The following is a 16,840-nucleotide window of genomic DNA, read 5'->3' on the forward strand; positions in this document are numbered from 1 at the left end:
ATGATCCAGAATTCTTTGGAGACGGTCGCGATGCAATCAAAGAGCTTCATTGTCGGCGGCATCTTTGCCGCTTCGGTGTGGTCGACGCTTTCACTCGTCGCGCTCGCGGGCCAGAACCCGGGTGCCGCACATTCTGCCAAGCCGTTATTTGTTGAACGAGACGGCGTTCAGGCCTTCACGGGACGGCTGATTGTTCGTCCGGGGGGAGCGATCAATGCATCAGGGGCGGTCCCCGGCGCTGCCGGGATTCGCTCCGTCGTCGCTCGTGCGCGACTGAACGACGATGGAATGCGCATCGTCAAGTACTACCCCGAAACCGACGAGTACCTCGTAGAAGTGACGCCGCCGGCGGCATTCGCCCAGCTGGTCGGCCAAGCTCGTGGTCAGAGCGAAAACGTCCATGCCGAAGCGCTGCTTTCGACCGGAGACTACGACTACGTTCAGCCCGACTGGCTCTGCTGGCCCGTTGTTTCTCCCAACGATCAGTTCATCAACAGCATGTGGCACGTGAACAAGATGCAGTTGCCGCAGGCTTGGGATATCACCACGGGATTGAACACGTTGATCGTGTCGACGGTCGATACGGGCGTGGACAAGGCGCATCCGGATCTGGCTCCCAGGCTTTTGCCGGGCTACGTCTCGACGACCGGAAAGACCGCGGCACAGGGCGGCGATGTTCAGGACGTCAACGGGCACGGCACCAACACGCTCGGATGCGCGGGCGCCATCGGTAACAACGGTATCGGTGTCACCGGCATGGGCTGGAACTATCAGCTGCTTCCGGTGCGCTGCTCGGACAACGCGGACGGAACCGCGGCGCAGAGCGCGATTCTCGACGGCGCACGCTGGGCGGCCAACAACGGCGCACGCGTTGTCAGCGCCAGCTACTCCGGCGTGAGCAGCCCGTCGGTGAACTCGACGGGCACGTACATCAAGAGCAAGAACGCGCTCTTCCTCTTCGCGGCGGGGAACGATGCGGACAACTGGACGAGCTTCTCCTGGCCCGACACGATTGTCGTCGGTGCCACCGGCTCGAACGACGTGAAAGCAGGCTTTTCCGGTTACGGAAACGGAGTGTCCGTTTTCGCGCCGGGCGTCAGCATCCTGACCACCTTCGACGGCGGCTGGTACGGCTACAACTCGGGCACGAGTTTTGCCACGCCGCTGACCAACGGCATCGTCGGGCTTATCTGGTCGGTGAATCCGGGCCTCACCCCCGACCAGGCTCAGACGATTCTGTACAGCACCTGCGATCGGCTGGGCAATCTCGCGCTCGTGTATCCGGCGAAGGACACGGTCTACTCCTACGGCCGCGTCAACGCCTACAAGGCCGTGCAGGCGGCGCTCGCGAGCATCGGCGCACCGACCGCGGTCGCCGACAACACCGCCATCTTCATGCCGAACACCAAGAACATGGACGTGCTGCTCAATGACATCGACGGCAGCCAGCTCGGTATTTCGATTCTTTCGTTCGACACAACCACCACGCTCGGCGGCACCGTCACGAAACTTGTCGGCGCAGGTCCCAGTGGTCGCGACCTTCTCAAGTACACGCCCCCCGTGTCGATTCCGCCGGGTTCGTCCATCCCTCCGGTTGATTCGTATTCCTACACGATCAAGAACAGTGTGAATGCGGTCTCGACGGTGACCAACACCATCACGCTCTTCGCCAACGCCGATCTCAACCCGGCGAAAACGCCGTCGAGCGTGAATGCCAAGGTGCACGCATCGTACTTCGATCTATCCGGGATCACGCCGCTCAATGCGCTGCCGATGTTCGGCGAGACGCCGATGGTCGTCACGCGCCTCGACTCGGTCGTGGTTGCCAATCCCGGTTCGAGCAGTCTGGGCGGTCTCGGCATCGCCTCGAAGGGCGGCATCGTCTATCGCGGCTATGTCAACATCACGGCCGACGACATCTACCGCTTCTATCTCAAGTCCGACGACGGCGCGCGCATGTACGTGGACGGTCAGCTTGTCGTTGAGAACGACGGCCTGCACACCGCGTTCGAAGACTCCGGCTTCCTTCCTCTCAAGGCCGGCTATCACAGCTTCCGCATCGAGTACTTCCAGGGCGACGACTCGACCGCTTCGCTCGTCTTCAGCTACGAGTCCTATGGCGCGCTCGGCAGCGCGGCGATCTCCAAGCGCACGATCCCCGCGAACGCGATCAAGCACTCGGATTGCCCCGCCGACTTCAATCTCGATGGCTTCGTGGACGACGCCGATTTTGTCGCTTTCGCGGTGGCGTACGACGCCTACCTGTCTTTCGACGGCGATATCAACTTCGACGCCAAAACGGACGACTCAGACTTTGTGATCTTTGCGGCGGCCTACGACGACCTCGTCTGCCCCTGAATCGCCATCTTCGTTCGCCGAACGTTCCGGCCGGCCCATCGGGCCGGCCGGTTCTTTGAATGCGGGTGACAGGAATTGAACCTGCAAGGCCTTGCGGCCACGGGAACCTAAATCCCGCGCGTCTGCCAGTTTCGCCACACCCGCGAAAGGTGTGGGAATGGTACGTCGGGGGCCTCCGTGCCCCCCGAACACGCGAAACTTGCAGTCGTTTGGAAACCAACGCCGACGAATCGGAACAAGATGTCGGCGTTCCGACCCTTCCGGGGGCTTCTTTATGACTTCACGTGAACACATGGCCGTTTCTGTTGCGCCTCTCTTTCTGCGACTCGCCCTCAGTATTGTCTTCATTTGGACCGGGCTCGGAAAGCTGATGACCGACATGTCCGTCAGCGGCGAGCGCGCCGCCGTTCTTGCCAACATGGGAGTCAGCGGTCTCCAGCGCGTCGCCCAGCCCGGTGCCGCGCCGTCCCCGACTGCACCGGCACCAATTCCATCGCCAATGGTCAAGGAACCCAAGCAGGAACCCAAGAAGGATCCTGCAAAGGCGCCCGTTTCGGGTCCGCCGGCTCTCATCTCGGTCATCGCGCAGCAGTCAACGCCTCCCCCGACCGCTGCGACATTCACCGCGGCGGACTTTCCGAATGAAACCCGGGTTGCCCAGCTCTACGGCATCGCGCTCTTGCTCCACGATGCGGTGCAGCCCACGGATCGCGAGGGCAAACCCGTGCGATTTCCCCTGGCGCCCTCGTTCATCGCGACCGGTTCTTGGCCGTGGTGGCTCGCCTGGGCCGCGGCACTCACGGAATTGCTCGGTGGGTTCCTGCTTCTCTTCGGTCTGTTTACACGCCTGGCGGCACTCGGGATTGCCTGCGTCATGTTGACCGCCATCTGGCTCACCCAGATCGGCCCGGCGGTGCAATCAGGGAACGCCTCGCTCGGTTTCTTGCCGCCCTACCCGGCCTTCGATGTCAAGGCGTGGCAAACGCTCCTCTGGCAACTCTGCCTGTTGTGTGCCGCGATGAATCTCGTTTTTGCAGGGTCTGGGGGGCTCTCCATGGACCGTGCCATCAGCGGCAGGCCGGTTGTGAACAAGACCAAGCCGGCAGCCCCCGCCAAGTGAGGCGCAAGTTCTCTCAGGAAAAAGACTTGGGGAAATTGCTCAGTAGGCCGGCCCCGGCGGTCGAAATATCATTCTCCGCGGCCTTTCCGGACTCACCTGAACGATGTCGAAGCACCAGAGAAAAACCAAGGCGGTCGCCGCGGCGGGAGTGTTTCCGGCGTGGCTCAAGCCGCTCGCGGCCCCGCTGGTGATTTCGGCGGCGATCCATGTCACCGTGATCACGACGTTCTTGGCCATGGATGTCTTTCCGGGCGAAGGTGGTCCGGTCGCGGCTCATGTGACGGACGATGTTTCCACTTCCATTCAACTCGCGCCGACCGCGCCGCCGGTCGTTCCTGAGCCGGTTGCTGAGCCGCCCCAACCGCCCGAAGAGCCCATGGTCGCAGAAACGCCTCCCGAGGTCGAACCAGTGAGGGCGGCCGAAATTGTCGAACAGGAGGGCGCCTTCGAAGCGATGCCGGCGCCCACTCCGAAGCGTCCGGTCATCTCGGTTCCAAAGTCGGCGCCCGCGCCTGTGGTCGTCTCCAAGCCGGCGCCTTCGCCACCGGAGATCGCATCAAAGTCCGAAGCACCGATGGCCGGCTTTGCCGGAGTGAACGTGCGGAAGGCGACGCGGATCGTTTACGCCGTCGATGTTTCGGGCGCGATGGCGGCGTGTCTTGACAGTGTGCTCCTCGAGCTGCGCCGCTCGATCGGTCGGCTCGATTCCGAGCAGCGGTTTCAGATCGTGTTTTTCCGCCAGGAGCTCAACGGCGAGCAGAGAGCAGTCGCGATCGATGATTACGGCGGCAAGGCCTCACTTCTCGGGGCGTCAGTCGAAAACAAGCGGCGGGTCGATCAGCTGCTCCGTTCGGCGCGTCCGCTCGGTCGTTCCGCGCCGCTTGCGGGCTTGAAGCGCTCGCTCGAGTTCGCGCCCGATGTCGTTTTTCTGCTGACGAGCAACATCCGGCGCAGCGACCAGGGCGCGGGGGCGGACGCAAAGATCCTCCGCGCGCTCGACGACCTGAACCCGATCAGCCGCGTGAGCGGACGCAGACCGGTCGTCATCAAGACTCTGCAGTTTGTCGAGGACGATCCGACCGGACTGATGCAGGCGATCGCCGCGGCGCATGGTGACGGCCCGGGTTCGTACGTACAGCTCAAAGTGTCGGAGATCGAGCGGCCGGATCGCTGATCGGATCTTCGGAACGTCTTTTTTCGCTGGAGTCGCGGCTAGAGTTTCCCTTATGCCACACGTGATCGCCGAACCCTGTCTGGGAACCAAGGACACTTCCTGTGTCGAAGTGTGCCCGGTTGACTGCATCCATCCGACCAAGGCCGAGGCCGAATTCGGAAAGTCGGACCAGCTCTACATCGACCCGGACACCTGCATCGATTGCGGACTGTGCGTGGACGAGTGCCCGGTGAAGGCGATTTTCCCGCAGGAAGATCTGCCTCAGGAATGGAACAAGTACGTGCAGATCAACCTGGACTACTACAAAGCCAAGGGTTGAAACGCCGGCGCGGAATCGGTGAATTGATTTTGAATCAGGACGCCGCGGGAGCGCACGGAGGCGGCGCCGGGCTCTGCGTCTGAACGACTTGCTTGATCTTGACGCTGGACTTTGAGCGCTGCAGCCAGATTCCGGCGAGCGTGAGGAACGCCCACGGTCCGAGCAGCCGTGCCGGTTCCGCCGCCGCGTGCGAAGCGCCGGGGGTCTGAACGATGATCGCGAGCGTCAAACCGCCCACCACCAAGCCTGCGGCACCGAGCCCGGCGGTCGAGAGCGCCGCGATGCCGCGCGGGAATATCAGCCCCATGAGAATGCCGAACATCGCGCCGACCGCCGTCGAGGCGGAAACGAACACTTTGCTCTGTTCGGGCAGCGCTTCGTATCGTGCCTTCACGCCGTCGCGCAGCACAGCAGCAGCCCCGCCGTCGATCATCGATTGCGATTCGGCTCGCATTTCGGTCGCGGCGACTTCTCCCTTGAGCGTGCGCCGCCAGAGATCCGCGGCGTCGTTCAACACCGCTTCTTCGCTGTTATTGAGCGCCCGCGCTTCGATTGGGATCGCCCGATCATGCCGATCAAGATAGACGACCGAACCGGCGAGCGCGATCGCGGCGCAGGCGACGCCCGCAACACCCGCGGTCACGATCCGGAAGCTGAGGTAGCCAGCAAGCGCACCGACGAGCGCGCCGCCCAAGAGACCGACGACCGTCGATGCGATCGGGGTCGCGAGCGCCCCGCCCGCGGCAGCGCCGAGCACCGCACCCGTCAGCGTCAGCGCCGGGCGAAGAAGCTTGGAGCCCTTCATCCAGAGCAGGAATGCGATCGCCATCCCGAAGGCGAGCACCCACGGTGTGAGAGGCGTCACGCCCTCGAAGAAGTGTGAGAACGAGTCGTGCGCGCCCGAGAGCCATTGTGCGCCGGAGGTTGTTTGCTCGACGGTTTCCATGAATGGGACAGAGGGTTCTTAGGACCTTGCGTCGGCAAGTTTTGGCCTTGAAGGGGATATTTGCTCCAAACCGGGCCTTGGACACGTCGATCGGCGGAACCCGCGGGTGGGATGAGCCGATAATTGCGGGTCCGGCGGCGTTCGAAGGCGTATGGCGCGGTCGGGTTTCAGTCGCCTATCGCCGCCCAAGAGGGCGCCACAAGCAGAGAGACCGATGGCAAAGCGCGGGAAGAAGTCGGGCAAGGCGAACGCAAAGACCGTCAAAGCGAAAGCGACCTCGGCCAAGGCCGGAGCGCCCGGCGCGAAGGCCAAGCTCTCGGCGGCGGCCCAGAAGCACCTTTCGCAGGTGCGGGTCAAGATCGACGCGATCGATAAGAAACTGGTGAAGCTGCTCAACGAGCGGGCGGACCTGGTGGTGAACGTCGGAAAGTTCAAGCGTGCCGCCGGGCTGCCCATCTACGCGCCGCACCGCGAAGCGGAAGTCTTGGACAAGGTGATCCACGCGAACACCGGTCCGTTGCAGGATCGCACGCTCGAGGGCGTGTATCGCGAGCTGATGTCGGGCAGCTTTCAGTTGCAGCAGCCGCTCCGGATCGGCTTCTTGGGGCCGCAGGGCAGTTACTCGCACGTGGCGGCGGTGAGACACTTCGGTTCGTCGGTCGCGTTCGAGGATCTGCACGAGATCGCCGGTGTCTTCACCGAGGTGGCGCGCGGGCACGTGAATTATGGATTGGTACCGATCGAGAACAGCACCGGCGGCGGCATTGTCGAGACGCTCGATGCGCTGACCAAGATGCATTCCTCGTGTCATGTGTACGCGGAAGTTCAGCTCGAAGTGCACCACGCGCTGCTGGCGAATTGCGAGCCGAAAGATGTTCGACGCATCCACAGCAAGCCGGAGGTGTTCAGCCAGTGCCGCAACTGGCTGGCGACGCAGTATCCCAAGGCCGAGTTGATCCCGGCGGCGAGTTCGAGCCGCGCTGCGCAGATTGCCGCGGATGAATGCAAGAAGGCGCTCGAGATCGGGGCCGTGCCGGGGACGGCAGCGATCGGCAGCGATCTGGCCGGACAGATCTACGGCCTCAAGACGCTCTTCTCGAAGATCGAGGACAAGCTGAACAACATCACGCGATTCTTTGTCATCACGCGCGCCAAGGCAGTCCGCAGCGGCGACGACAAGACGAGCATGATGTTCATCACCGAAGACAAGCCGGGCGCGCTGGTTGATGTGCTCGCGGTGTTCAGGGATCGCGGCGTGAACCTCTCGCACATCGACAAGCGGCCGAGCGGCCGAACAAACTGGAGCTACACGTTCTTCATCGATGCGGTGGGGCACCGCGACGACCCGAACGTCGCGGGCGCGATCGAAGAGGCCAGCGAACACTGTCAGGAATTGATCGTGCTGGGGAGTTATCCGAGGGCGAAGCGGATTTTGTAAACGGTCACCCGAGTGCATCAGAAAGAGTCATGAGGTCGCCTCCGTGTGCGGCACACTTTCTGTCACCGGTGTTCCGCACTCCGGACACCGATCCGCTTTCAGATCAAGCAGGTTGTACTCGCACTTGATGCAGCGCGGCTCGGCGAGCTGGAGAAGAAAGAGCAGGCCGCAGCCGGTGCAGCGTGAGGAGCCGACGTGAGCATCACACTTCGTAGCGCAGCGCGGGCACACGATCCGGACATCTTTGATCTCGCTGATTGCGCCGGAATGCGTGACGAGCGCGCGCCGGTTCGCCGCGATGAAGATCACGATCGCCAGGAAACCGCACACGGAGATGATGCAACTGGCCGCGAGAAGGCGGGCGGCAAAGTCTTCCTCAAAATCGGTGTTGCGAAACCCCGCGGTCGTGATATTGAGGTACGTCGCGAACGCGAAAGACGCGAGCACCATCGCCATCGTGCCGAGCGCCACATATCGCTGAAACCCAGTGAAGGCGAGTGTGTTCAGGATGTTGCAGACGCCGACCGCGACTGCGATGAAGAACGCCTGCAAGAACCAGACCGGCGGATCATGGAGTTGTTCCCAGATTCCCCAGAGGCCCATCGCGAGCGCGGCAATCGCCGCGACAACGCCGACCCAGCGCCACGGGGCGGTGTTGGTCGCGCGTCCGTACAGGCAGCTAGCGGTGATGATCCCGCACCAGAAAATGAGCCACGCGCTGGCCCAGAGCTGCGCCTGGGTTTCGTAGTCGCCAATGCCGGCGGCGTCGATCCAGATCGCGACGAAGCCGAGTGCGAAGCAGGCCGCGCTGGACACCAGCGCGAGCACTCCGGCGAAGCGGTTGCCGGGCTTGCGTGCCAGCGCCAGCGCGCCGAGCCCAGCCGCGGCACAGAGGACATAGTGGCCCGCGGTGCCTGCAAAGTTCCATTCCAGCCGGTAACCACCAAACAGACCAATCCAGATGGCAAGCAGGATCAGCACAAATGCGGGAACGATCGCGACGAGCAGCGCGAGCGCGCCGGGCCGTGTTCGCTCACGATCGAGGCGGGAAGAGGCAGGGAGCGCGATCGCGATGGCAATTGCCGCGGCGATCAACGTTAGCGCGATGCGCCCAAGAAAGTCGCGGGCCGGTACGAAGATCGTCGAAACCCCCGCGAGCGCTGCGAGACCCAGGAGCATGAGCATCGCGCGGAGGAGTCTGCGTTGGAGCGTCATTGTGCGAATCGTACAGGAACGCACGGGTATCATGCTTCGATGGCGGGATTGCGGCCGTATGCGATTTGGGACTACATGTGGGTTACGCAGCAGGTTCTGCTGCGTAGGAAAGTGCGCGCGCCGCATCCGCTGGGGCGTCGGCGCTCGCTTCTTGAACGCATCGAGATTCTGTGGCGGAGCACGCTATGGATGCGGGCGGCCGTCCTTGCTGTTTCCCTCGGCGGCCTGCTCGCTTCGGTGACCGTGCTGTCGCGTTGGCCGTTGGCGTTTGTCCTCGGCGCGGTTGTCTCGCTCCTCGGTTACGCGATGTGCATGTTCTTTGAGGCGGGGCCGGTTCCCGACGGCAGGTGTATCGCGGCCGCGCACGATCGTGCAAAGTTTCTCGCCTCCGAAGACGACGCGTCGATTTCGTCCGAACTCGCCGATCGCCGCCGGTGGTGGAAGCTAAGGCTCGTTTATCATCAAAGAGACAGGCATCAGGCGATGATGAGCGCATCGGCTCTCGGGCGACTGCTCTCGGTGTTCATGTTCTCGCTCGTGCTGTTCGGTCAACTGATCGGACCGCTTGTATCGACCGCCGCTGAGGTCTTCGCGCCGCGGGCCGCCTCTTCCGGCGCGCGACCCGTGTACCGGAGCGACGCGTGGTCGATGTATCCCATCTTCTTCATGTTCGCGGTGCTGATCGCGTTCCTCGCTGCGCGGCACTTTCTCCTGAAACGGGTGCGGTCACGCCTTTTCGGGAGTCTTGAGGGGCAGCTGTGCTGCGACTGCGGATATGAAGTCGAGCGCGGCAGGACGTTTGCCTATGAAGGCAATTCCTGCATCAACTTGGGCCCCGAGCGCTGCTCTGAGTGCGGATGTCCATGGCCTCTCGTGCCGCCGCAGACGATGGATCCGGCCGGGGTTTGTGGCGGCTCTGAGTCATCAAATTAGGGTCAGCTCGCCATGCGCGGCTTGTCGGCCGACTTCGCCACATGATCGAGCGCTCGGATCGTCGCGCCGGCCTTGTCGAGCAGGTCGCGCAGATCTTCCGCCGCCTTCATGCTCTGCTGCAGCAGGGGCTCGCTGAGCGCAACAGGTGTGCCATCGGGGCCGAATTTCACACCCAGTTCCTTTGCGAGGCGCTGCGCGTTTTCATTGAGTCGGAGCAGGTGCTCGGCGAGGCGGGTCGTGAACTCGTGGAAGGCCTGTGAATCCGCCCTCAATTGATCGATCCGGCCTTCGACCAGGCGCTCGATCTCGCGTGCCGCGTCTTTGCTTTTGCCGATCGTGTCTACCAGTTCATCAGTCTGCTTGAAGAGCGCATCGATCTTGTCGGCGCCTTCGAGGATCGCCTTGTCCATGCCGCGGCGGGCAATATCGACTTGCTGTTCGAGCGTCCCGAACTCGCCGGCCTTTGTCGTCAGGCGCTGGTGAATTCGCGTCGCATCGTCCACGACGTCGGCCAGACTCTTGCCTTGTGCGCCAGGCGCATCGGTCGTTTGCGCGCTCGGCAGCCCTACCTCCGCCGCGATGTGCGGGCCGAGCAAGTTCGCCGCGGCGCGGCAGAGTTGCTCAAGTCGTTGCATGCCCGGCCCACTCGCGACTTCAACTTCGAGCCGTGCGCGCCGGATTCGCTTGTCGAGTTCGCGGACATCGTGCTCGACCTGCTCGTGGAGCGGCGCGAGCCGGTCTTCCATCCCACGCACCATCTCGTCGAGCTGGCGCTGAACAGCGCTTTCTCGTTCGAGGATGAGCGCTTCGCGTGCCGCGGCATCGGCGTGTCGCGCTTGGGCCCGGCGCTCGAACTCCGAAGCCTGATCGACCATCTCGTCGAGACGCTTGCGGACGATGGATTCGACCGCCGCCGCGCGGGTCTCGATGGATTGGAGGGCTTCGGCGTGCGAGCGTTCGAGATCGGCGTGCTTGCTCTCGAAGAAGCGTTCGAAATCGGCGGTGGCGCGGGCGAGTTGTTCCTCACGCTCTTTGATCCGTGCGATGGCGCTGTGGATCGTGCGTTCGCACGTCGCCTCGAATTCGGCGCTCCGAGAGCGGACGAGCGCGCCAAGGTTGTCCCGGATGAGTGCTTCGAGACGGGCGGGGTCGCTCGTCAGCCGTGCGACCGAGTCGGCGATTTGTTCCGCGCGCCCGATGCGCTGCTCGAGCGAAGGGAGCACCTTGCCTGCCGCGTCGAGCCGGATCTGCAAATCGCGGGCGAGCGCCTGTACGGTCTCGCGCAGCGTTCGCACTTCGGTGCTCGTGACCTCGAGCGTGCGCCCGTGTCCGCTGGCCTCGCGGATCAGTTGCTGGAGCGTGAGCGAGTATTCCTCGAACGTGCGTCGATCGACCACGCGCGGCGAGAGGAAGACTTCGGAGATGGTCTTTTCCGCCCCGGGCAGCGTTCGCGCGGATGCCGCGACATCGGATGCGAACGGGCTTGCGTGGGGCGCGGGCATGAACGGTTCTAAATCGGCAAAGGATGCGCGGTTTCTGGCGTTTTTCGGACGTGGGAAGCTTGTTGGTATGGCCGGTGGGTGGGATCGGGTCGGGGAGGCGAGTCTCTACAGTGGTGCATGAGAGCCGGGCGTACGCCAGAGAACGGGGAGAGTCGCGGGGGAAAGGTGCGCCTCCAGCGGGTGCTGGCCGATGCGGGGGTGGCGGCACGCAAGCAGTGCGAGCGGCTGATCGAAACGGGGCACGTTGAGGTCAACGGCGAACGTGTCGAGCGGCTTCCGGTATTTGTCGATCCACAGGTGGACGACATCCGGGTGGATGGCAAGAGGATCAAGCCGACGACCCGGCATGTGTACCTGATGTGGCACAAGCCGGCGCGGGTGCTGGCGACCCCTCCGATCGATGAGATGGAATCGCGACCGACCGTTGCCGACTATGTAGACCATCCGACCGCGGCGCGGCTCTTTCCAGTGGGAACGCTCGGGTTTGAAGCTTCGGGCCTGATGCTGCTGACGAGCAATACCCGAGCCGCGACCCTGCTCTCTCACCCAAAGTCGCGTGTGGAGCGGGTTTACAACGCCCGGGTGAAGGGAACCCCGACCGGAACGGCGCGGAGCAAGCTCCGCAAGGGCGTCCAGGTCTTGATGCCCGAGCGAGGGAAGGAGGCGCCCGGCTCTCGCAAGGCCAGTCCAACCGAGCCGCGGCGAAAGACGCTCGAAAAAGGATTCGATCGGAACGAGAAACGGGAAAGCAAGCCCAAGATGCGGCGCGTTCGACTTGAGATTCGCTCGCTCGATCCATCGACGCGCGCAGGTCCGGTTGCGCCCGAAGATGCCACGGCAGGAAATACGAGCATCGAGATACTGACGACCGAGCCGCGCGATGAATACGTCGCGCAGGCGATGCACCTCGTGGGGCATCCGGTGCGGAAACTTCAGAGACTTGCGATCGGGCCGCTGAAGCTGAGAGAAGTCGGGCCGGGCGCGTGGCGGGAGCTCTCTCGCGACGAGATGAAGGCGCTGCGAGCATTTCTGGATGAGCTTGCCGCGGCAAGCGGGATGAAACCGGCGAAATCCAATCGCAGTAGTTCCGCCGGTTCTTCGCGCGGTCCGGGTGTGCGCCGGCCTCGGGTCATTGGTGGGGCGCGAGCGTCGGCCGGAGGTGCCGGTGCGATGAACGCGGCGGCCTTGGATTCCGAGCAACAATCTGAAGAAGAGCGCGGCGTGGACCCGGAAGACTTCGAAGATTGATTGGGTGAGGCGACTTTCGACAGGACCGCATGACGCAAGCCAACGGCAAGAACGGGAACTCATGGCAGAAGCCGCAACAGTCAAAGCGGCACTGGATGCTCGAGTACGTGTTCAGCACGATCGGGTGGCCGAGCGACGAGGATGATCGACCGGATTTGACCGCGATCCAGGCCCTGAATTTGCCGCCGGGGACCAAGCCGAGCACGCTTCATCTTCTGGGTGTGTCGGTCTCGGGCTTTTACAAGGCGCAGATGCCGCTGATGGCCGCGGCGCTGGCGTATCGCACGATCTTCGGTCTGGTGCCGGTGCTGATCATCGGGCTGTCGATGCTCGGCGCGTTTGCGCAGGAAAAAGACATCCAGTGGGCCGTGGACAACGCTCTCAAGTACACGGGTTTGAGCGAAGTTTTCCAGATTCATGAGTCGGATTCAACGCCGGAGAACGGAGAGCTGTCGGGCGCCAATCCGGTGACACCAACTCCAGTTCCAAAGCCCGATGCGACGGGAGCGCCGCCGGCGGTTGGGATTCTGCCGGAGGGGGCCGAGCCGGCTCCGCCGAAGTCGGCCGTGCCGCGCGAATGGCTGGACGACTGGATCAAATCGCTTACGAGCGGAGTGAAGTCAATCAGCTTTACGGGAATCGGCATCGCGGCCCTGTTGCTGCTGGTGTATGCCGCCGTCTCGATGGTGGTGGAAGTCGAGTACGCGTTCAATCGAATCTACGAGGCGCAGGCGGGGAAGAGCTGGGCGCGTCGGATCATGCAGTACTGGACGCTGATGACGCTCGGCGCGGTATTCCTGCTGGGCACTTTCTACATCGGCAACCTGATCAATGGGAAGATGCAGTCGTTCATCACGAACAACGTGCACGGACAAATCGCGAGCTTCCTGCTCATGATGCTCGGTAACGTGATCCAGATTTCAATCACGGGCATCATTCTGCTGGTTGTGTATTTCACTGTGCCCAACGCGCGGGTGCGGATGATTCCTGCGGCTGCCGGCGCGCTCTTCGCGGCGATCTGCTGGGAGCTGCTGAAGTACGCGTTCCGCGAATACGTGCGCTTCGCGATGCAGCCGACGAGTACGTATTCGCGCTTCTATGGATCGCTCGCTCTCTTGCCGCTGTTTCTTTTCTGGATTTACTGTACGTGGCTGATCGTGCTGTTCGGCTTGCAGATCGCGCGGTCGATTCAGTTGTTCTCGAGGTTGCGGTCGCTCGGGCCGAACCTGTTCGCGCTCGCCGCGGCGCGCGGGCCGCAGGAGCCTGCGATCATCGATTCGGGCGTGATCGTGCCGATCATGATCGGCATTGCGAAAAACTTTGATCAGGGAAAGCCTTCTTCGGCTTCGACGCTCAAGAACGAAGTGCATCTGAACGAGGCCGTGCTGGCGGAAGTGCTCCGGCAACTGGCTCGGGTCGGATTGCTGCTTCCGGTGCAGGTTTCTTCCCCGGAGCGACGCGGCACGATTCTTCTTCCCGGGTCCGTCTCCCACGACGAGGAGTGTTTCACTCTTGCGCGCTCGCCGTCACAAATACCGGTCGAGCAATTGCTGACGCTCGGCTATTCGCTCAGCGACGGCGTGAACGCGCTCGGTCCCGATGCGGAAAAATCGCTGCCGCCGGCGCTCGCGCGTTTGCGCACCGCTCAGAAAGATGCGGCAAAGGGGATGACCCTTGCCGATTTGCTCGCGCCGGGAGCTCAGGCTCAGGTTGTACCCGCCGCGCCGGCGAACGCGGCGATTCCGGGAGTGGCACCGGCATGAAACGGAAAACGTTGGTTCGGGTCATGGTCGCGTTCACGTGCGGGGCTCTTGTGGGCGGATTGGCCGGGTGCTACGAGCGCGTGGTGCGGGCGGAAGGGCTCGGCGCTCAAGGGGTTGCGGTACAGAAGCCCTACCGGAGCGAAACGGCTCTGGACAAGGCGTTCTTCCCGGAAAACAGATCAAGCAACGACGGTTTTTCGCAGCCTTCATCGAACTCGAATCGGTAAGAAGACGTCCTGCGATTCGTCGGGCACAACCGCTACGATGACGCGAAGGAACGACGAATGGGAATCGAAGCCGCACTTCCGAACGACTGGGTTTTGACCACGCAGTTCAAGCGTGTGGTGAACTGGGCGCGCCGCAACAGCATGTGGCCGATGCCCTTTGCGACGGCGTGCTGCGGCATCGAGCTGATGGCGACGGCATCGAGCCGGTACGACGTCGCTCGCTTCGGCATGGAGCGGATGGGTTTCAGCCCGCGTCAGGCCGACCTCATGATCGTTGCCGGCCGCGTCGGCATCAAGATGCTCCCCGTCCTTCAACGGATCTACATGCAAATGACCGAGCCCAAGTGGGTGATCAGCATGGGGGCGTGCGCTTCGACCGGCGGCGTGTTCGATACGTACGCGACAGTTCAGGGGTGCGATCAGTTCATTCCGGTTGATGTGTACGTGCCCGGATGTCCGCCGCGGCCGGAGCAATTGCTCGAAGGGATCATGGCGATCCAGCGGCACATCGATCAGGAGGGGATGCCCCCGACCGATGCGAACGGCAAGCGCGTGCCGCTGGGGATCATGGTGCAGCCAAACCAGACGCTCCGTCCGCAGCCGGTCGGGCTCACGATTTCGTAGGCTGCCCGAATATCAGGCAAGAGTGGAACGCATGAAGTTTGAGAACCCGCTTATTCCGGGAGCGTTGTCATGAGAAGCGTCGGTACGTGTCTGATGGCGGTGATTGTTTGCGCCGTCTTCACATGGTCGGGTTCTGCGCAGCAGCCGGCGAACGACAAGGGTACGACGCCGGCGAAAAAATCCGCTCCCGCGAAGCCGGTCCCCAAGGCAAACCCGCGCAACGCTTCGGAAATCACGCTGGCGAAGGAGCTCGCTTCCGAAAGCATGGCGGCGCTACTCAAAGGAGAAGACCCAAAGCCGATCGAAGAGAAGCTCGACGCGGAATTGGTTCGGCTCGCGGAGGAATCGGACCCGGTTCGCAACGTCGAGGGTTTTTATGCGATCGCGAGCGCGAGCCGTTCGGCGGCGCTGCTGTCTCGCGCCGGCGATCCGGCGGTACGTGAAGCGCTCATCGCTGCATTCCAGAAGGCGCCGAGGTTCATGAACGAACTCGCGATGGCCCTGAGCGAGAAGGACGACGTTGCGAAAGTATCGGCGCTCGCGGCCAGACTGTTCAAGGCCGAAGGGTCGCGCCTCAACGATTTCGCCACGCTGGGGGCCGCCATCTGCGTCGTTCACGATCGCGAAGTCTTCGAGCAGGCGAACGAGAACCGGGTTGTGGCGGACGATCCACTGAAACTCTTCGATTTCTTCGCGGACAACGCGGCGCGGATGCCCCTGGGATTGAAGAACGTTCCCGTGCAGCTTCTGGTCCTCGTCGTCGATGCGACGGCGAAGGTGTCGGAGTTGCAGTGGGCGCTCGATAAGTATCGCGGCAATCGCGACCTGGGCGCCCGATTCTTCGAGATTCAATACGACCAAAGCCACTTCAGGACCGGAGCGCCCAAGCGGGTGACGGCCGAAGGCTTGACGCTTCAGAACATCTCCAAGTACGGAGGCGTCTGCATCGATCAGGCGTACTTCGCTTCGGAAGTGGGCAAGGCCAGCGGAATTCCCGCGGTGATCATGACGGGGCAGAGCGCCGAGGTCGGGCACGCGTGGGTCGCGTATCTTGTTTGGAACGGACAGAAAGCAATCTTCGATTCGCGCCAGGGGCGATACCCGGACTATCGCGCCGTCGTCGGTTTTATCGTCGATCCGCAGACCGGTGAGAATGTCGTGGAATCGGAATTGTCGCTGCGGGCGGCGCTCGCGCTCACTCCGTCGGACAAGCGCCAACGTGCGACCGCGCTCGAGGACGCCGGCTACGCGCTCGCAGCCAAGCTCATGCCCAGAGAAGAGGGGTACGCGATGGACGCGAGCGGTCACGTGATCCACGAGAAGCTCACGCCCGAAATGGTGAGCCGCATTCTGGCCATCTCCGAAGCCGCCGCGAATCTCAGCCCCGGCTCGATCCGCGCATGGCGGCTCGGTGTGGCGATCGGCACGAGCGGCAGATGGACAATCGAGCAGCGAAATCGCTGGGGCGAAGCGATCCTCAAGACCCTGGCGAATGGGTATCTCGCCGCGGCGGTGAATTGCCTGATTCCGGTCATCAAATCCGCGGACGATCTCGAAGAACAAAACAAAATGTGGAACTGGCTGTTCGAGGGAGTGACGCACAATGGCGACATCGCTTCGGTTGTCCGGTTCAATCAAGCCGAGATGTTCGAGAAGGAGCACAAGCCCGACAAAGCTTGGGAGTGCTACGAGTGGATCCTCAGGCTTTACTCAGACACCAGCCCCCGGGCCGTCGAGGCGGCGCAGCGTCTGCTCGTGCTCCTGAAAGACAACGGCAAGACGATCGGGGAAGGCGCCTCGATTCTTGGAAAAGCGTGGGCGCACACAACGCCGCCCAGCTCGTTGAACCCCGAGTTTGCCGGACAATCGAATTGGTACCGGCTGGGCAAGCTCTATCGTGCCGCGCTCAAGGACGCCGGCCAGATGGATGACTACGGCAGAGTCAGCGCCCGGCTGGGATTGAAGCCGTAACC

The 16,840-nt window shown here is 62.9% G+C and carries 14 protein-coding genes and 1 tRNA gene; 11 read left to right on the top strand and 4 right to left on the bottom strand.

Features of this window, described 5'->3' with window-relative positions; genetic code table 11:
• Window positions 1-30: 30 nt before the first annotated feature.
• Window positions 31-2,358 carry a S8 family serine peptidase gene (locus tag KF691_03200; protein ID MBX3388445.1) on the top strand — a complete coding sequence of 776 codons (2,328 nt, stop codon included), beginning with the start codon at window positions 31-33 and terminating at the stop codon, window positions 2,356-2,358.
• A 60-nt stretch (window positions 2,359-2,418) separates the two neighbouring features.
• Here the strand turns inward: KF691_03200 and KF691_03205 are convergent.
• Window positions 2,419-2,502, bottom strand: a tRNA-Leu gene (locus KF691_03205).
• A gap of 130 nt (window positions 2,503-2,632) precedes the next feature.
• Here KF691_03205 and KF691_03210 point away from each other — a divergent pair.
• The 3 genes from KF691_03210 (at window position 2,633) to KF691_03220 (ending at window position 4,971) form a co-directional block, all read left to right on the top strand.
• The gene (locus tag KF691_03210; protein ID MBX3388446.1) at window positions 2,633-3,478 is read left to right on the top strand and encodes a DoxX family membrane protein; all 846 of its coding nucleotides are present in this window, start codon (window positions 2,633-2,635) and stop codon (window positions 3,476-3,478) included.
• Window positions 3,479-3,581: 103 nt separating this feature from the next.
• Window positions 3,582-4,652, top strand: a complete 1,071-nt coding sequence (locus tag KF691_03215) for a hypothetical protein (GenBank protein MBX3388447.1) — start codon at window positions 3,582-3,584, stop codon at window positions 4,650-4,652.
• Window positions 4,653-4,704: 52 nt separating this feature from the next.
• Complete coding sequence (locus KF691_03220; GenBank protein MBX3388448.1) at window positions 4,705-4,971, top strand: ferredoxin family protein; 267 nt, start codon at window positions 4,705-4,707, stop codon at window positions 4,969-4,971.
• Between the two features lie 34 nt (window positions 4,972-5,005).
• On the opposite strand, the gene KF691_03225 is transcribed toward KF691_03220, so the two are convergent.
• Window positions 5,006-5,917: a hypothetical protein gene (locus KF691_03225; GenBank protein ID MBX3388449.1), complete on the bottom strand. Its 912-nt coding sequence runs from the start codon at window positions 5,915-5,917 to the stop codon at window positions 5,006-5,008.
• A gap of 214 nt (window positions 5,918-6,131) precedes the next feature.
• Here KF691_03225 and pheA point away from each other — a divergent pair, with 214 nt between their 5' ends.
• Window positions 6,132-7,355, top strand: coding sequence for a prephenate dehydratase (gene pheA / locus KF691_03230; GenBank protein MBX3388450.1), 1,224 nt, complete (start codon window positions 6,132-6,134; stop codon window positions 7,353-7,355).
• Window positions 7,356-7,382: 27 nt separating this feature from the next.
• Here the strand turns inward: pheA and KF691_03235 are convergent, their stop codons facing one another.
• Window positions 7,383-8,570: a hypothetical protein gene (locus KF691_03235; protein ID MBX3388451.1), complete on the bottom strand. Its 1,188-nt coding sequence runs from the start codon at window positions 8,568-8,570 to the stop codon at window positions 7,383-7,385.
• Window positions 8,571-8,609: 39 nt separating this feature from the next.
• Here KF691_03235 and KF691_03240 point away from each other — a divergent pair, with 39 nt between their 5' ends.
• Entirely contained in the window at window positions 8,610-9,503 is an 894-nt protein-coding gene (locus KF691_03240; GenBank protein ID MBX3388452.1) for a hypothetical protein, read from the top strand.
• Window positions 9,504-9,505: 2 nt separating this feature from the next.
• On the opposite strand, the gene KF691_03245 is transcribed toward KF691_03240, so the two are convergent.
• Window positions 9,506-11,005 (bottom strand): hypothetical protein, encoded by a 1,500-nt coding sequence (locus tag KF691_03245; protein MBX3388453.1) that lies wholly within the window; start codon window positions 11,003-11,005, stop codon window positions 9,506-9,508.
• A gap of 117 nt (window positions 11,006-11,122) precedes the next feature.
• Here KF691_03245 and KF691_03250 point away from each other — a divergent pair, with 117 nt between their 5' ends.
• The 5 genes from KF691_03250 to KF691_03270 all read left to right on the top strand — a co-directional run bounded on the left by KF691_03250 (window position 11,123) and on the right by KF691_03270 (window position 16,838).
• Entirely contained in the window at window positions 11,123-12,253 is a 1,131-nt protein-coding gene (locus tag KF691_03250) for an rRNA pseudouridine synthase (protein ID MBX3388454.1), read from the top strand.
• A 29-nt stretch (window positions 12,254-12,282) separates the two neighbouring features.
• A complete protein-coding gene (locus tag KF691_03255; GenBank protein MBX3388455.1) occupies window positions 12,283-14,016 on the top strand; it encodes a YihY family inner membrane protein in 1,734 nt (577 codons plus the stop codon).
• Window positions 14,013-14,243, top strand: a complete 231-nt coding sequence (locus tag KF691_03260; GenBank protein MBX3388456.1) for a hypothetical protein — start codon at window positions 14,013-14,015, stop codon at window positions 14,241-14,243. Before KF691_03255 ends, KF691_03260 begins: the two co-directional genes overlap by 4 nt.
• A 57-nt stretch (window positions 14,244-14,300) precedes the next feature.
• Complete coding sequence (locus KF691_03265; protein ID MBX3388457.1) at window positions 14,301-14,867, top strand: NADH-quinone oxidoreductase subunit B; 567 nt, start codon at window positions 14,301-14,303, stop codon at window positions 14,865-14,867.
• 69 nt (window positions 14,868-14,936) lie between these two features.
• Window positions 14,937-16,838 carry a hypothetical protein gene (locus KF691_03270; protein MBX3388458.1) on the top strand — a complete coding sequence of 634 codons (1,902 nt, stop codon included), beginning with the start codon at window positions 14,937-14,939 and terminating at the stop codon, window positions 16,836-16,838.
• Window positions 16,839-16,840 lie beyond the last annotated feature (2 nt).

Source organism: Phycisphaeraceae bacterium (genome assembly GCA_019636555.1).
In the GTDB taxonomy this organism is placed as follows: domain Bacteria; phylum Planctomycetota; class Phycisphaerae; order Phycisphaerales; family UBA1924; genus JAFEBO01.

Excerpts from the sequence above, each read along its gene's own strand:
- KF691_03200 (MBX3388445.1), top strand. The coding sequence starts at position 31 with ATGCAATCAAAGAGCTTCATTGTCGGCGGCATCTTTGCCGCTTCGGTG.
- KF691_03210 (MBX3388446.1), top strand. The coding sequence starts at position 2,633 with ATGACTTCACGTGAACACATGGCCGTTTCTGTTGCGCCTCTCTTTCTG.
- KF691_03215 (MBX3388447.1), top strand. The coding sequence starts at position 3,582 with ATGTCGAAGCACCAGAGAAAAACCAAGGCGGTCGCCGCGGCGGGAGTG.
- KF691_03220 (MBX3388448.1), top strand. The coding sequence starts at position 4,705 with ATGCCACACGTGATCGCCGAACCCTGTCTGGGAACCAAGGACACTTCC.
- KF691_03225 (MBX3388449.1), bottom strand. The coding sequence starts at position 5,917 with ATGGAAACCGTCGAGCAAACAACCTCCGGCGCACAATGGCTCTCGGGC.
- pheA (MBX3388450.1), top strand. The coding sequence starts at position 6,132 with ATGGCAAAGCGCGGGAAGAAGTCGGGCAAGGCGAACGCAAAGACCGTC.
- KF691_03235 (MBX3388451.1), bottom strand. The coding sequence starts at position 8,570 with ATGACGCTCCAACGCAGACTCCTCCGCGCGATGCTCATGCTCCTGGGT.
- KF691_03240 (MBX3388452.1), top strand. The coding sequence starts at position 8,610 with ATGGCGGGATTGCGGCCGTATGCGATTTGGGACTACATGTGGGTTACG.
- KF691_03245 (MBX3388453.1), bottom strand. The coding sequence starts at position 11,005 with ATGCCCGCGCCCCACGCAAGCCCGTTCGCATCCGATGTCGCGGCATCC.
- KF691_03250 (MBX3388454.1), top strand. The coding sequence starts at position 11,123 with ATGAGAGCCGGGCGTACGCCAGAGAACGGGGAGAGTCGCGGGGGAAAG.
- KF691_03255 (MBX3388455.1), top strand. The coding sequence starts at position 12,283 with ATGACGCAAGCCAACGGCAAGAACGGGAACTCATGGCAGAAGCCGCAA.
- KF691_03260 (MBX3388456.1), top strand. The coding sequence starts at position 14,013 with ATGAAACGGAAAACGTTGGTTCGGGTCATGGTCGCGTTCACGTGCGGG.
- KF691_03265 (MBX3388457.1), top strand. The coding sequence starts at position 14,301 with ATGGGAATCGAAGCCGCACTTCCGAACGACTGGGTTTTGACCACGCAG.
- KF691_03270 (MBX3388458.1), top strand. The coding sequence starts at position 14,937 with ATGAGAAGCGTCGGTACGTGTCTGATGGCGGTGATTGTTTGCGCCGTC.